At 66.3% G+C, this 14959-nt stretch carries 12 protein-coding genes; 7 read left to right on the top strand and 5 right to left on the bottom strand.

All coding sequences use genetic code 11. The features are described from left to right. Positions 1 to 9: 9 nt before the first annotated feature. The 4 genes from EA346_RS06745 to EA346_RS06760 form a co-directional block, all read right to left on the bottom strand. The gene (locus EA346_RS06745; protein ID WP_296756920.1) at positions 10 to 339 is read right to left on the bottom strand and encodes a hypothetical protein; all 330 of its coding nucleotides are present in this window, start codon (positions 337 to 339) and stop codon (positions 10 to 12) included. Between the two features lie 188 nt (positions 340 to 527). After that, a complete protein-coding gene (locus EA346_RS06750; protein ID WP_296756921.1) occupies positions 528 to 1100 on the bottom strand; it encodes an NUDIX hydrolase in 573 nt (190 codons plus the stop codon). 39 nt (positions 1101 to 1139) lie between these two features. Continuing rightward, on the bottom strand, positions 1140 to 2300 hold the full coding sequence (gene argE, locus EA346_RS06755; protein WP_296756922.1) for an acetylornithine deacetylase: 1161 nt from the start codon (positions 2298 to 2300) through the stop codon (positions 1140 to 1142). Between the two features lie 199 nt (positions 2301 to 2499). Next, positions 2500 to 2787: a hypothetical protein gene (locus tag EA346_RS06760; protein ID WP_296756923.1), complete on the bottom strand. Its 288-nt coding sequence runs from the start codon at positions 2785 to 2787 to the stop codon at positions 2500 to 2502. A 400-nt stretch (positions 2788 to 3187) separates the two neighbouring features. Here EA346_RS06760 and EA346_RS06765 point away from each other — a divergent pair, with 400 nt between their 5' ends. From EA346_RS06765 to EA346_RS06795, 7 genes are all read left to right on the top strand, one after another. Beyond that, positions 3188 to 3757 carry a 2-oxoacid:acceptor oxidoreductase family protein gene (locus EA346_RS06765; protein WP_296756924.1) on the top strand — a complete coding sequence of 190 codons (570 nt, stop codon included), beginning with the start codon at positions 3188 to 3190 and terminating at the stop codon, positions 3755 to 3757. Beyond that, complete coding sequence (gene porA / locus EA346_RS06770) at positions 3741 to 4916, top strand: pyruvate ferredoxin oxidoreductase (protein WP_296756925.1); 1176 nt, start codon at positions 3741 to 3743, stop codon at positions 4914 to 4916. The genes EA346_RS06765 and porA overlap by 17 nt, the downstream gene beginning before the upstream one ends. Positions 4917 to 5102: 186 nt before the next feature. Then, positions 5103 to 6095, top strand: coding sequence for a thiamine pyrophosphate-dependent enzyme (locus EA346_RS06775; protein ID WP_296756926.1), 993 nt, complete (start codon positions 5103 to 5105; stop codon positions 6093 to 6095). Between the two features lie 69 nt (positions 6096 to 6164). Then, positions 6165 to 7856, top strand: a complete 1692-nt coding sequence (locus EA346_RS06780; protein WP_296756927.1) for an FAD-dependent oxidoreductase — start codon at positions 6165 to 6167, stop codon at positions 7854 to 7856. Positions 7857 to 8046: 190 nt separating this feature from the next. After that, positions 8047 to 9642, top strand: coding sequence for an inorganic phosphate transporter (locus EA346_RS06785; RefSeq protein ID WP_296756928.1), 1596 nt, complete (start codon positions 8047 to 8049; stop codon positions 9640 to 9642). Positions 9643 to 9708: 66 nt separating this feature from the next. Further along, complete coding sequence (locus tag EA346_RS06790) at positions 9709 to 10152, top strand: DsrE family protein (RefSeq protein WP_296756929.1); 444 nt, start codon at positions 9709 to 9711, stop codon at positions 10150 to 10152. A gap of 50 nt (positions 10153 to 10202) precedes the next feature. Continuing rightward, positions 10203 to 11729, top strand: a complete 1527-nt coding sequence (locus tag EA346_RS06795) for a GTPase domain-containing protein (protein ID WP_296756931.1) — start codon at positions 10203 to 10205, stop codon at positions 11727 to 11729. An 84-nt stretch (positions 11730 to 11813) separates the two neighbouring features. Here the strand turns inward: EA346_RS06795 and EA346_RS06800 are convergent, their stop codons facing one another. Then, complete coding sequence (locus EA346_RS06800; RefSeq protein ID WP_296756933.1) at positions 11814 to 14678, bottom strand: FAD-binding and (Fe-S)-binding domain-containing protein; 2865 nt, start codon at positions 14676 to 14678, stop codon at positions 11814 to 11816. Positions 14679 to 14959: the final 281 nt, after the last annotated feature.

Raw genomic sequence — 14959 nt, forward strand, 5'->3', positions numbered from 1 at the left:
CCGCAAGACTCAGAGGCGATGGCTGGACGCGCGGGCTCCCTGTGACAGCCCGTTGCGCATCAACATCTCCGAGGAAGAACGAAGATCCTGGCTGAAGCGTATCCATATGCCGTCGGGCCAGCGCCCCGCCACCATGCCATGGACGTGTCGCCCGCCACCGCGCGCACCCGGTTCCGGGAATCTGATTCCCACCGAGCGGCCGGTAATCGGTCCGGAATACTCCAGGAAGGCACCGCTGCGGCACAACTTGCGCGTCTGCACCTTGATCGGGTCACCCACGCCGGTGTCCAGCCAGACATCAGCCCGGAACCAGATGCAATCTTCGTCAAATTGTTCCACTGTCACCACCTCCTCGGGGTTCTCCGGGGATCCAGGTTCGCGCTCTTCCCGATGCGCTTTCTGGTTCCTGCCCAAGAAAGTTACTCCACGGCTCAGGCCCGGGTAAGACAGGGGATACCCTAGGTAAAAACACCCACTGATCCAGTGAACAGAAAAATGAGGCCGTTTCGGGTTGCGCAGGGGTGGTTTCAGTTACGGTCCGGCTCTCCGGGTACCGCGATCGGAGGCGCCCTCACAACAGGCGCCGTACGGGGGGCGAACACAGCCTGATCCAGAGTTTCGCGGTAATCCTTCAGAGCCCAGTGGACCGACGGAAAGGCGATCTCCTCCGTCGGAATCTCGTCGAACCGGAACAGCCCCACTTCTTGGGACTCGGGACCGGCTTCGACTGCCGGGCTCTTGAGCCGGGCACGGTAGATCAACTGCACCTGGCTGATCCGTGGAATCGAGTAGATGGCCAGGAGCTGGTCGATTTCCAGATCGGCCCGCGCCTCTTCCCAGGCCTCCCGGACCGCACCCGCCTCCGCGCTTTCGCCAAGTTCCAGGTAACCGGCGGGGAGCGTCCAGTAGCCCTTGCGTGGCGGAATGGCCCGCCGGCACAGGAGAATCCGCCCCTCCCAGGAGGCCACGCTGCCAACCACGATCTGGGGATTCTCGTAGTGAATGAACCCGCAATCGTCGCAGACCAGACGCCCGCGATCGTCGCCCTCGGGAATGCGGCGTGTGAAGTTACCGGAATCGCTGCTGTTCGGATCTGGCATTGGCACTGGCACCTGTCATGGAATGATAAGCCGCAGGGGTCAGGACAGGGCCTCGATCAACCTGCGCTGGAAGCCCAGCCCGGCCTCTACCTGTTCCAGGGCGATGAACTCATCCGGCTGGTGCGCCTGGTCGATCGACCCGGGACCGCAGATCACGCTCGGCAGACCGGCACGCTGGAAAAGGCCCGCCTCGGCCGCGAAGGGAACCCGCACAGTAGTATCCACGGCGGCCAGCCGGCATGCCAATTCGATGGCCGGATTAAGGTCTTCGTGTGCCAATGGCGGCGCCTCGACCAACAGCTCCGTGGCGACCCCGCTACCCGGTCCAATGACACGCATCTGCGGCTCGACCACCGTCCGGCAGTGTTCCCGGAAACCTTCCAGGATGCCCTCGGGACCGTCTTCGGGGATGGAGCGGACATCCCATTCGAAGCTGCACTCACGGGCAATGATGTTGACGGCAGTGCCCCCGTGCACCGTGCCCACGTGAATGGTCGTGTACGGTGGTTCGAAACCGGCCGCGAACGGCCCATGCTCGACGCGCTGGCGGGCGAGGTCATCGAGATGGGCGATCAGCCGCGCGGCGGTGGTGACGGCGCTGACGCCGCGATGCGTCTGGCTGGAGTGCGCCTCGTGTCCCGTGACCACGGTGCGCATCACGGCGATACCTTTGTGGGCGCTGACCACGTGCATCTCAGTGGGCTCGCCGACGATCACTGCGGCGGGCCGCGGCAGTTGTTCGAGCATCGTATCGATCAGCCGCGGAGCTCCCCGACAACCGACCTCCTCGTCATAACTCAGGGCCAGGTGAATCGGCCGCCTCAGCCCGTGCATGTCGGGAACGAGTGCCAGCGCGATGGCCAGAAAGGCCTTCATGTCGCAGGTGCCGCGCCCGTACAGACGGCCATCGCGCTCCACGACACGGAACGGGTCGCTGGTCCATGGTTGGCCCTCCACCGGGACCACGTCGGTGTGGCCCGACAGCACCACGCCCCCCGGCACGGCCGGGCCGACGGTGGCCAACAGGTTCGCCTTGTCGCCGTCGTCACTACGGACCAGGAGCGAATCGACGCCGTGCCGGGCGAGCCAGCCCTTCACGAAGTCGATCAGAACCAGGTTGGAGTTTCGCGAGACGGTATCAAAGGCCACCAGCCGTTCGAGCATCGCTCGCACATCAGCTATGGTTGTGGTCGCTGGCATCAGCGTCGCCTCAAAGGCACTATCGGCCGAAAGGAAGGACTCATCACCACAAAGATAGCGCAAAAGGCACGTCGCATGCGGGGCGCCGCAGGGTGCCGTGACGCAAAGCCGAACCGCAGCGGGCGAACCCGGTGAGCGCGCGCACCAGACGGCCGAACGGCCCAATCCGCTGTGTTCACGAACACCCTGCGCGGGTGCTTCAGGGTTTTCTGCGGATCAGGGCCGTCCCGATCATGACCTCCAGGCGCCGGGCCGCGTAGAAAAAGCTCTCCCCGGTCACGGTGCCCAGATAACGCACGTCGGTCACGACTTCCGCCTCGGGTGGTACGTCCCTGCGGAAGCTCTCGAAGATCGTGCTGCCGCTGTAACCGCCCTTCATGAACACGCCCCTGAGTTCGTAGTCCCTCAACTCGGTCCCCATGGACGCACAATACTCGCTGGCGGACGCATTGATCATCTCGCCCGTGAAAAGCTTTTTCTCGACCATGGCCTAATGGTAGCGCTTCCGTCCACCAAAGAAAGAACCATTCGATTTTTTGCACCGACCCGGGGTCCAGGAGGCAGGGTCCGATCGGCAATTCAATCCGATCCGGACAGGGCCTTGCGCTTCCCGGGCCCCACCCGTTCGCGAACAAGGAGGACAGGTCCGGCCGATCGAATCACTGCCCGCTGCCTCGACGCAATCCGCCCGCCGGTCTGCTAATCTCATTGGCCGTGGCCTGTCTCGATCCGGCGCGCGGCACGGGCCACGGACCGAAACTCACCGGTCACGAACCAGAACGACTGTCACGCCCGCGAGACCGGGCGTCGCATTTGGATCAGCCACCGCTGTTGCCGGCCGGCGCCGGCAGACAGTGCATCGACATGCAAGGGGATGGACACCAGTTATGCTCGAAATCAGGATTCATGGCCGCGGCGGACAGGGCAACGTCGTTGCAGCCTACCTGCTCGCTTCCGCCGCAATCGACGGCGGGCGCTACGCACAGGCCTTTCCGGCCTTCGGCGCGGAGCGCAGGGGCGCGCCGGTTGCGGCCTTCGTGCGCATCGACGAACAACCCATTCGGCGCCGCTGCCAGGTGCGCGAGCCGTCCTTTCTGATCGTCCAGGATCCGGCATTGCTCGAGGTTCCCGGCACGCTCGCCGGCCTGCAGGCCCACGGCACGATACTGGTCGACGGGGCCGAGGCCGGAATCGACGATTCGGGAGACAACGAGATCATCACCATGCCGGCCACACGCCTGGCCATGGAACACATCGGCCGTCCGGTTCCCAACACGGCCCTGCTGGCGGCGTTCATCACGCTCACCGAACTGATGCCGATCTCGGCGCTGCTCGACGCCCTCGCCGAGCGGTTCAAGGGCCCGGTGCTCGAAAACAATCAGAAACTGGTCGAGGCCGCCGCCGCGACCGTCGAAGCCGGTCGTTGGCGGGAGGTGGCAAATGGCGTTAGCGCTTGAAGGGTCCCAGGCCCTTGCACGGACGATCGCCCTGTGCCGGCCACAGGTGGTCGCGGCCTACCCCATCACGCCCCAGACCCACATCGTCGAAGGCATCGCCAAGCTGGTCGCCGATGGCAAACTGGACTGCGAAATGGTCAGCGTCGAGAGCGAGCACTCCGCCGCCTCGGTCGCGCTGGGTGCCGCCGTCGCCGGTTCCCGCGCCTACACCGCGAGCGCCTCGCAGGGCATCCTGCTGATGGCCGAGGTGCTGTTCGACATCGCCGGCCTGCGGATTCCACTGGTAATGACCTGTGCCAATCGCGCGTTGTCGGGACCGCTCAACATCTGGAACGACCAGCAGGATTCGATGGCCGTCCGCGACGCTGGCTGGATCCAGCTCTACTGCGCGACCAACCAGGAGGCCATCGACACCACGGTGCAGGCCTTCCGCATCGCCGAACGCTGCGAACTGCCGGTGATGGTCTGCGTGGACGGCTTCACCCTGACCCACACGCTCGAGCCGCTGGATCTCCCGAGTGCGGAACAGGTGGACGGCTACCTGCCCGCGTACCGCTTCCACCACGGTCTCGATCCGGCCGATCCGCGCAGCCTCGGCACGCTGGTCGCACCCGAGCATTTCAGCGAGGTCCGCCACGCGCATCACCAGGCTCTTCTTCGCGCCCAGACCGAGATCGAGAAGGCGGACAGCGACTGGGCAGAGGTCGTCGGCCGCCACTGCGGTGGGCTGCTGGAAGTCCGGGGCGACCCGGAGGCCCGGCTCGGTATCCTGACGCTGGGCTCGGTCCTGGGCACCCTCGAGGATGCGATGGATAACGACCCCTCCCTGCCGCGTGCCCGCTTCATCAAATTGCGCAGCTACCGGCCCTTCCCGACAGAGGCCCTGCGGGAGGCCTGCGAAGGTCTCGATACCCTGATCGTCCTCGAGCGTGCGCTCTCGCCAGGCGCCGGCGGCATCGTCGGGCCGGAAGTGCAGACCGCGCTGATCGAGATGGAAGTGCCGCCGCGAGTGCACAACTTCGCCGCCGGACTGGGCGGCCGCGACCTCTCCCTGGACCTGTACCGGCAACTGGTCGACGCCGTACTGGGCGAAAATCAGCGCAAAGGCTTCTCGATCATCGACGCCGACCCCACCCTGCTACCGGAGGCGGACCGCTGAGGCTATTGCCGGAAAACCGGATACCGGATTGCGCCGGATGCTCATTCGTCGGCAAGGCGCCATCACGGTTGCATGGTCATTCCATGCAACCGTGATGGCAACTCAACGGACGGACGAAAAGACAAGCAAGATGGTGTTTGGTTTGACAGAAATTGCCCAATGCCCGCTGTGACTCGAGGAATGGCCATGAACGAACAGCCCCTGCAGTCCCTGGACGCCCTGCGCGCCCAGCAGCCCCGCTTCCGCGGGCTGGAATCTGGCCACCGTGCCTGCCAGGGCTGTGGCGAGGCCCTGGCCGCGCGCCTGGCCACCGAGGCGGCGGGACCCGATGTCGTGATCGCCAACGCCACCGGCTGCCTGGAGGTCTTCACCACCCCATGGCCCCAGTCCGCCTGGCGCCTGCCCTGGATTCACTCGGTGTTTGGCAACGTGGCGGCGGTCGCCGCCGGCATGGAGGCCGCGCTCAAGCAGCAGGGGCGCGCCACCCAGGTACTCGCCTTCGCAGGCGACGGCGGCACCTTCGACATCGGGTTCCAGGCCCTGTCTGGCATGATGGAGCGCGGGCACAACGTACTGTTCATCTGCTTCGACAACGAGGCCTACATGAACACCGGCGTCCAACGCTCCGGTTCGACGCCGCACGCGGCGATGACGACGACCTCACCACCCGGCGCGGTGCGCATGGGCAAGCGGCACATGAAGAAGGACATTCTTTCCATCATTGCCGCGCATCACATTCCCTACGCCGCGACCGCGTCCGTCGCCTACCCTTCCGATCTGCGCAACAAGGTGCGCCGGGCCATGGACACCGAGGGCGCAAGCTTCCTCCAGATCCATTCGCCCTGCCCGCTGGGCTGGGGGCACGACGGGTCGCTGACCATCGAGGTCGCGCGGCTGGCCGTGCAGACGGGCCTGTTTCCGATCATCGAGATGGAGCGCGGCGAACTGATCGGCACTTTGCCGATCCGCGACCCGAAACCTGTTTCCGAGTACCTGAAACTGCAGAACCGGTTCCGGCACCTGTTCGCGGACGCGTATCGCGCGCGGAAGGAACTCGAACATCTGCAGGCCATCGCCAACCGCAACATCGAACGTTTCGAACTGCGTGGCGTTGGCATCGAGAAATACGATACCGAGGGTGCCGACACCGTCCACCGCGGCGGCGACCGCTGGGCCTGACCGGAGCAACCTTCCGCGGAACCGGTCCAACCGACATCCCGCCCGTCAACCGATGCAAGCGAGCCGAACATGATCGAAATCCCACCCGGCGCCTATGCCCGACCTGGAACCTCCCTGGACTTCAAGACCGGCACCTGGCGGGTCGAGCGCCCGGTGCACGACCGTCGCGCCGCGCCTTGCCACGCGGCCTGTCCCGCGGGCGAGGATGCCCAGGCCTACCTGGCCAAGGTCGAGAACGGCGATCTGCGCGGCGCCTGGGAGACCATCGTCGCTGCCAACCCCATGCCGGCCATCACGGGCCGCGTGTGCCACCATCCCTGTGAGTCGGCCTGCAACCGCGGACACTACGACGAGACCATCACCATCCACGGTGTCGAACGCTTCCTGGGTGACGAGGCCCTGCGCGAACACTGGGCCTATCCCGTAGCCGCTCCGGGATCCGATGCCCCGCGGATGGCCGTCGTCGGATCCGGCCCCGCCGGACTGGCGGCCGCCTACCACCTCCTGCGCGAAGGCTGCCGGGTCACGCTGATCGAGGCGATGCCCGTGGCCGGCGGCACCATGCGGACCGCAATCCCCCACTACCGGCTTCCACCCTCGATCCTGGACCAGGAACTCGACCGCATCCTGGCGCTTCCCGGCATCGATTTCCGGCCGGCCACCCGTCTCGGGCGCGATGTCTCGCTGGAGGAACTGCAGTCGGAACACGACGGCCTGTTCCTGGGTCCCGGCCGGCGCAAGGGCCGCGAGTGGAGCGCGGACTTCGCGGTACCCGGGGACCTCCACACCGGACTGCAGTTGCTCGAGACCTGGGTGGCCGAAGGGACCATCCCCCAGCAACCCAAGTCCGTGGCCATCGTGGGCGGCGGCAATACCGCGGTCGACCTCGCGCGCGTACTGCGCCGCCAGGGCGTCGAGCAGGTCCACCTGATCAGTCACCAGCGCATTCCGGCGCCGGGCGTGCCCCAGGATGATGCGATGCGAGCCACCTACCGCGAGGTCTCCCAGGCCATCGAGGAAGGTGTGACCATCCACGAGCACCGGGGCGTCCGCCGCCTGATCCTGCGCGGCGAGCGCGTGGTCGGCATGGAACTGGTGCACATGAAGAAACTGGCGGACGCCGACGGTCGCCTGCACCGGGTCGCATTCGAGGGCACCGAGGCCGTGCTCCACGTCGAGCACGTGATTCCCGCAATCGGGCAGGACGTCGATCCCCTCGGCTTCGAGGCCCTGGTCGAGCGCGGCCAGATGCGGGTGGAGCCCTGGTGGGGTGAACTCCGGAAACATTCCGGTATCTTCAGCGGGGGCGATGCCCGTGGGGATCACGGTACGGTGAGCGAGGCAGTGGGCGATGGTCGCCGCGCCGCCATCGGCATGCTCCGTCGCCTGGCCGGCAAGTCCCTTGAACCCGGGGCGCCGCCGGAGCCGATTCCCTACGGCGAGCTGAACATCCACTACTTCGAGTCTGCACCTGCCGCGCACGAGCCGGTGCTTCCGGCCGCGCAGCGCCTCGGCAACGAAGAGATCGAGGGCGGGCTGGACGGACGCGCGGTTCGTCACGAGGCCCACCGCTGCCTGTCCTGCGGCGACTGCCTGGCCTGCGACAACTGCTGGACACTATGCCCGGACCAGTCTGTGCTGAAGACGCGCGCGGTCGCCATCGACGGCAGCAACTACGTGTTCGACTACGACTATTGCAAGGGTTGCGGTATCTGCGCCCACGAGTGCCCGACCGGCTACATCCGGATGATCCCCGACTGACGCCGACACCACTGCCCGCCTGAGCAGGATCGCCCCGCACCGTTCCCAAGGGGCCGGCATTCCTGGGCCGGTGGGTGGATGGACGCGGGGCAGACCCGGGATCGCCGCCAAAAACCCCCTGGAAGGCCTGACAATCGTGCCCGGCAACGGGTAGGATTGCGCCTGTCATCAAATTGTAACAAGGCGACCCATGGCCTTTGGCACTGAAACACCGAAGGGCAGCAAGGGGACGTTGGTCTGGAGTCCCGAGTACCTGCGCTTGACTGCGGCCCTGGTCTTCATGATCGGCGTCTTCGTCTATGCCTTGCTGCAGACGCGCGGCATTCCGGCGCTGACGCCACAGGGGCTCCTGCTGCTGGTCTCCTCGGCTATCGTCGGCGCCTACATGGCGATGAACATCGGCGCGAACGATGTCGCCAACAACCTGGGGCCGGCGGTCGGGTCCGGTGCCATCACCCTGGGCGGGGCCATCGCCATCGCGGCGGTCTTCGAGGCGATGGGCGCGATCGTCGCAGGCGGCAATGTGGTCGGGACCATCAAGGGCGGCATCATCGATCCGGACGGTGTTGCTCAGGCTTCGGACTTCGCGTGGCTCATGTTCTCCGCGCTGCTCGCCGGCGCGCTATGGCTCAACCTTGCCACCGCCCTTGGTGCGCCGGTCTCGACTACGCATTCGATCATTGGCGCCGTCATGGGGGCCGGCATCGCCGCCGGTGGCTGGGGCCTTGTCAACTGGGGCACCATCGGCCAGATCGTCGCCAGTTGGGTGATCTCACCGCTCATGGGTGGCGTGATCGCAGCCGGCTTCCTGTACGTCATCAAGCGCAACATCACCTATCGTGGAGAAATGCACGAAGCTGCGGGCCGGGTCGTCCCGTGGCTGGTGGCCATCATGGCCTGGGCGTTTGCCACCTTCATGCTGATCAAGGGGCTCGGGGACATCTACCGGCTCCCGGTGGACCGCGCGGCACTGGTGGGCCTGGGCTTCGGGATCCTGGTCTTTCTCCTGCTACGCGGCATCATCCATCGGCATGCCCTGCAGATGACAAACAGCAAGGAAGGGGTCAACGAACTTTTCACGCTGCCGTTGATCTTCGCCGCCGCCCTGCTCAGCTTTGCCCACGGGGCCAACGACGTCGCCAACGCGGTCGGTCCGCTGGCGGCGATCTACGAGGCCATCCAGAGTGGCGAGATTGCCAGCCGCGCGCCCACGCCGATGTGGATCCTTGTACTCGGTGCGTTGGGCCTTGCCGTCGGGCTCGCGCTTTACGGGTCGAAGCTGATTCGTACCGTGGGCAAGGAAATCACCGAAATCGACCGCATGCGCGCCTTTTCCATTGCGATCGCGGCGGCCATCACCGTGATCATCGCCGCGCAACTGGGCATGCCCGTCTCGACCACCCATGTGACCATCGGTGCCCTCTTTGGCGTCGGTTTCCTTCGCGAATACCTGAAGATGAACTACGCGAAGATGGAGGAGACGATCATCGCCGGGCACGAGGGCGAGGAACGGGCCAAGGTGGAGGAATACCTGCGCCGCTTCGAGGCAGCTCCGGTCACCGAGAAGCGACTCATGCTCGCGGAGATGAAGCAGCGCCACAAGGAGTCGGCCGAGTCCAGCCTGTTCGCGAAAAAGGAACGCAAGGCGATGCGGAAGGCCTACGAGAGCCAACTGGTCAAGCGCTCGCTGGTCGTGCGCATCGTCGCCGCCTGGATCATCACCGTGCCGGCAACCGCGTTGCTGGCGGCGGGCCTGTTCAAGCTGGTCATCCTGCTCGCGGGCTGATACCCAGGCAAGGGGTCGCTGGCGTACCATCGAGGGTCGAGCCCGCACCCCGATTGGAGAACCACCATGCGCACCCGCACCGCCCTAACCTGCCTCATGATACTTTTGCTGTGCGCCCTGCCGCAGGCCTGGGCCGAACCACAGGATGCACCAACGATCCCGCGGATCGCCCTGCAGATCAGCGACCATGACCCGATCCGCCAGACCATGGTCCTCAGCGTGGCCAACAATCTGGTCAATCATTACGGGGTCGACGAGGTCGACGTGGAGATCGTCGCCTTCGGTCCCGGCCTGACCCTGCTTCGGCGCCCGAGCCAGTTCGCCGACCGGATCACGGAACTCGCCGAAGAGAAGGGGGTTCGTTTCACTTACTGCCAAATCACCGTCGACAGCACGGAGCAGCGTGAGGGCCAGCGCATGTCGCTGGTTCCCGAGGCCAGCAGCGTGGCGTCGGGCGCCGTGCGGATTGTCGACCTGGTCGGCAAGGGCTACGTGCACATCGCGCCCTGACCGGACCGATGGAGACGCGCATGCCGGAGACATCTGCCAGGCGAAAGGGATTGAGCGACCTCCTGCGGCGCTGGGTGGCGATGCTGTGGGGCATGTCGCTGCTGGTGCTCCCGTTTCTCCTTCTGCTGCCGCTGGGTCTGCTCTGGCTGTGGCAGCAGGGCTGGCTGCTTTGGTGGCTGCTGGGTGCGGCGGTACTGGCCGCCGTGGGCTATCTGCCCGCTCTCTGGATGCGGCGCCGCGCGGGCAAGGGCAAGCCCGAGTCGCCCACCGACGAAGAGGCGGCGGTTTCCGAACCGGGAGAAGACTGGTCACCGAGGGATCTCGACGCCTGGCAGGAGGTGCAGTCGGTCGCCGCCTCCGTGGATCGGGATATCGTCACCGACCGGGACCGGCTGCTGGCCGCGGCCCGCCAGACCATAGAACGCGTCGCAACGCATTATCATCCCGAGGATCGAGATCCCGTATGGAGCTTCACTGTTCCGGAACTCCTGCTACTCACGGAACGGGTCAGTATCCGTCTGCGCATGGTGCTGCTGGATCACGTGCCCGCCGTGCACATGGTCGAGGCTGGCCACCTGCTGCGCATCTGGGAGTACAAACCCATGGCCGCGACTGGCATGAAGGTGTTTCGGCACCTCCACAATGCCTGGCGGGTGACCCGCATCGCCAATCCCATGGCGGCCCTGCTGGCCGAGGCACGGCAGCGCATCGTCGGCGCCACGCTCAGCGAGGCGGGAGACTACCTGCGCACGCAGGGCGCCCGGATCTGGGTCGAGGAAGTGGGACGTGCCGCCATCGAGCTGTATTCCGGCCGGCTGCGCCTGGACACGGACGAGATTCGGAAACTGGCCGCCCGCGAAGAAGCCGAGTCGGTGCTGCCCGGCCCCCTGCGCATCCTGATCGCCGGCCGCGTGAATGCCGGGAAATCCAGCCTGGTCAATGCCCTTCTCGGCGAGCCGGCGGCAGGGGTCGCCGCTTCGCGACTGACCACCCGCGACAGCAGCTACCGCCTGCGGCGCGACGATCTCCCCGAGGGCCTGCTCGTCGATACACCCGGCCTGGGTGCGCCCGACGACTTTGAACGGCTGGCCGAACGTGCCTGGGACAGCGATCTGCTGCTCTGGGTGATCCCAGCCGATGCCCCCGCCCGCGCATTGGACCGCGGCGCGATGGAGGTGATCCGCGGGCGCTTTTCCGCCGATCCACGCCGGAGCCTGATCCCGATCCTCGTCGTCCTTGCCGGCATCGACCGGCTGCCGCCTGCGCAGGAGTGGGAGCCGCCCTACGACATCGACCAACCGGCAGGCCCGAAGGCCAGATCGATCCGTGCAGCGATCGACACCACCGCCGGAGAGTTGGGAATCGACGTCCAGGACGTGATCGCGGTCCGCCTGGATCCTCCGGATCAGCTCTACAACATCGACCTGGTCTGGGCTCTGCTCGGCGCGCGTTACCAGGAGGCGCGGCGCTGCCGGGCGCAGAGACTGCAGCTCCAGGCCTCGTCGCGGGACTGGAAACGGCTTCTGCACCAGGCTGCCGGAGCCGGCCGCCTGCTCAAGCGCAGGGTCATCGGCTGACCCTGCGCCCGACGTCCACACCAACGCCGGTCCGCCGCCGCGAGGCTCGGCTGCGTCTCAGGACAGCCTGCGCCTGGCGGAATCCTACGGCTTGGTGATGCCCCCCTGCGGCAGCAGGTCCTTGCGCGGTTGGGAGCAGCGGTCCAGCAGGTAGACGATGGAGCGGTAGTGACGGCCGCTGTGCAGGGAAAGTCCGATCTCGCAGGTGCGGCTGGACGAGTAGCCATCCTCGCATTCGTCGGGCAGCTCCGAGCGCAGGTCCTTCAGTGCGGCGGCGTTCAGCTCCGGGAAGGTGAAACCGCGGTCACCCGACCAGCCACAGCAGTGCACCTGTGCCGGCACCACGACCTTCTCGGCACAGGCCTCGGCGATCGCCCGCAGCTTCGGCTGCAGCCCCATCTTGATCGTGCTGCAGGTGGGGTGCAGCGCAATCGTTTCAGAAACCCTGGAGATCTCCAGACGATCGAGAACGAAGTCGTGCAGGAAGTCGGCAAGGTCGTAGACCGAGAGGCCCGATTGGATGTCGCGGCGCGCCCGGAACGCACAGGGACTGGTATCGAAGACCACCGGATCCTGCCCCTGCCGGCTCGCTTCCCAGAGGGAGGCCTCCAGTTCCTTCAGCTTGGCGGCCGCGTCGTCGGGGAAGCCCTTGCTCTCGAAAGGCTGACCGCAGCAGAACGCCCCGATACCCTCCGGATAGACAACCTCGTAGCCCGCCTTGCGCAGCAGAGCCTCGGTCTTCACCGACAGGGACTCCGTCTCCGGATCACCGCGTGCCGGACCCATGGTGCGGCTGGCGCAGCTCGGGAAATACACGACCCGGGGTGCCCACGGACCCGCAGGGCGCGACTTCGGCGCGGACCGGGCCGCGCGCGGCATGAAGGGATTCCAGAGCGGAATGCGGCCACCGCTGAGGCGCCGGAAGCCGCCCGTCATTCCCGACATCATCCGCGTGCCGATGATCGAGTGCAGCGCGTGTGCGGAACCCAGTGCGGCGCGGGTGGCCACGGTGATCGGGCCGAAATGCCCTGCCATCCATCCCGACACCCGGTGCGCGGCCGGCCCCCAGCCCTTGCCCCGCAGCTGTTTCACCATCTTGCCGGTATCGATACCCACCGGGCAGGCGAGCGCGCAGAGGCTGTCGACGGCACAGGTGTCCAGCCCCTGGTACCGATACGACTTGCGAATCTGTTTCGCACGCGCCGGCGCCTCGCCGCTGTTGTCCAGACGCGCCAGCTCGCGCAGCGCCACAATGCGCTGTCGCGGCGTCAGAGTGACGGCCCGCGACGGACACGTCGGCTCGCAGAAGCCGCACTCGATGCACTTGTCGATCAGCGGATCAACCGCCGGCATCGGCTTCAGGTTACGGGTGTGCACGTCGGGATCGTCGTTCAGCAACACCCCGGGATTCAGGAGATTCTCGGGGTCGAACAGACCCTTCAGCTCGCGCATCAGCCCATAGGCCTGCGCGCCCCATTCCAGCTCCACGAACGGCGCCATGTTGCGCCCGGTGCCGTGTTCGGCCTTCAGCGAGCCGTCGTGGCGCGCCACGACCATCTCGCTCAACTCGTCCATGAACGCCCGATAGCGCTCGACCGCTTCGGGCTGACCGAGGTCCGGCGTGATTACGAAATGCAGGTTCCCCTCCAGCGCATGACCGAAGATGATCGAACCCTCGTACCCGTGGCGCCGGAACAGGTCCTGCAGATCCATCGTCAGTGCGGCCAGCTTCGGCACCGCCACGGCGACATCCTCGATGATCACCGTGGTTCCCGTCTTGCGCATCGACCCGACGGACGGGAACAGCCCCGAGCGGATCGCCCAGAGACGGTCGCACTCCGGACGGTTCGCGGTGAAGGTCACCGGGCTCAGGGTCTCGACCTCGGACAGCGCGGAGACGATCGTCTGCCCCTGCTCGGCAAGCAATCCTGCATCGTCGGCCCGTGTCTCGACCAGTAAGGCGGCCGCGTCGGGGCCCAGCCCCTTCAGCGCCGCGGGAACGCCCGGCTTGTCCTCCACGGAGTGCAGGGAGGCCCGGTCCATCAACTCCGCGGCCGCAACCGGCAGCGGCTTGATGATCTGGATCGCGCGACAGGCGCTGGCGATGTCCGGAAACAGGATCAGCGCCGTCGCCTTGTGCTTGGGGTCCACCACGGTGCGATAGGTGATCTCGGCGATGAAGCCCAGGGTGCCCTCGGAACCGATCATCAGGTGCTGCAGGATGTCGATCGGGTCCTCGAAATCGACCAGCGCGTTGAGGCTGTAGCCGCAGGTGTTCTTGATCCGGAATTTCTCCCGGATGCGATCCGCGAGCGCGGTGTCCGCCCGCGTGCGCTGACCCAGTTCCGCGAGCGCCTCGACCAGCCCGCTGTGACTCCTGGCAAAGGCCGCGCGACTCTCCGGATCGCCGGTGTCCAGAAGCGTTCCGTCGGCGAGGATCACCCGCATGCTGTCGAGCGTCTGGTAGCTGTTCTGCGCCGTCCCGCAACACATTCCGCTGGCGTTGTTCGCGGCGATCCCGCCGATGTGGCAGGCATTGAGCGAAGCCGGGTCCGGCCCGATCTTGCGCCCATGGGGCGCGAGCAGGCGGTTGGCGTGTCCGCCGACGATTGCAGGTTGCAGGCTGATCCGGGATGCATCGCGGGCGATGCGCCACTTGCGCCACTCGTCGCCAACGACCAGCAGCACCGAGTCGGTGATGGCCTGCCCGGAGAGGCTCGTTCCGGCAGCCCGGAACGTTACCGGTATGCGGTGCCTGTTGGCCAGCGGCAGGATACGCGTCATCTCGGATTCTCCCGACACGCGCACCACCAGACGCGGGATCAGCCGGTAGAGGCTGGCGTCGGTGCCATAGGTCAGGGTGCGCAGGGGGTCGGAGATGAGCCGTGATTCCGGAATGAAACCCTTGAGTTCCTTCAGGAAGCTTTCGAAGTCATTGGCGTTCGCCATGTGCGGCATGTCCTGGAGCGGGCCCGGCAACGGTATCCGCCAGACCGAGCGTGCGTAGCACCATCGGTCCGGCTCGCTTGCTGCGATCTGATCGGGCTGCCGGAAATCGCCCGTTCAAACCGAGACACGGAGTATAGGACGTCGATGTCCCACTCGCCGGTTCCCCCTACTCCCGGATGGCCGATGACCCTGCCCGTTGCCGCCCTACCCCTGACGATGAAAAGCCGCAAACCGTAGGTCGGGTTAGCCCAAAGGGCGTAACCCGACGGGCCTCGCACCCA

The organism is Thioalkalivibrio sp., from assembly GCF_007692535.1.
In the GTDB taxonomy this organism is placed as follows: Bacteria; Pseudomonadota; Gammaproteobacteria; order Ectothiorhodospirales; family Ectothiorhodospiraceae; genus Thioalkalivibrio.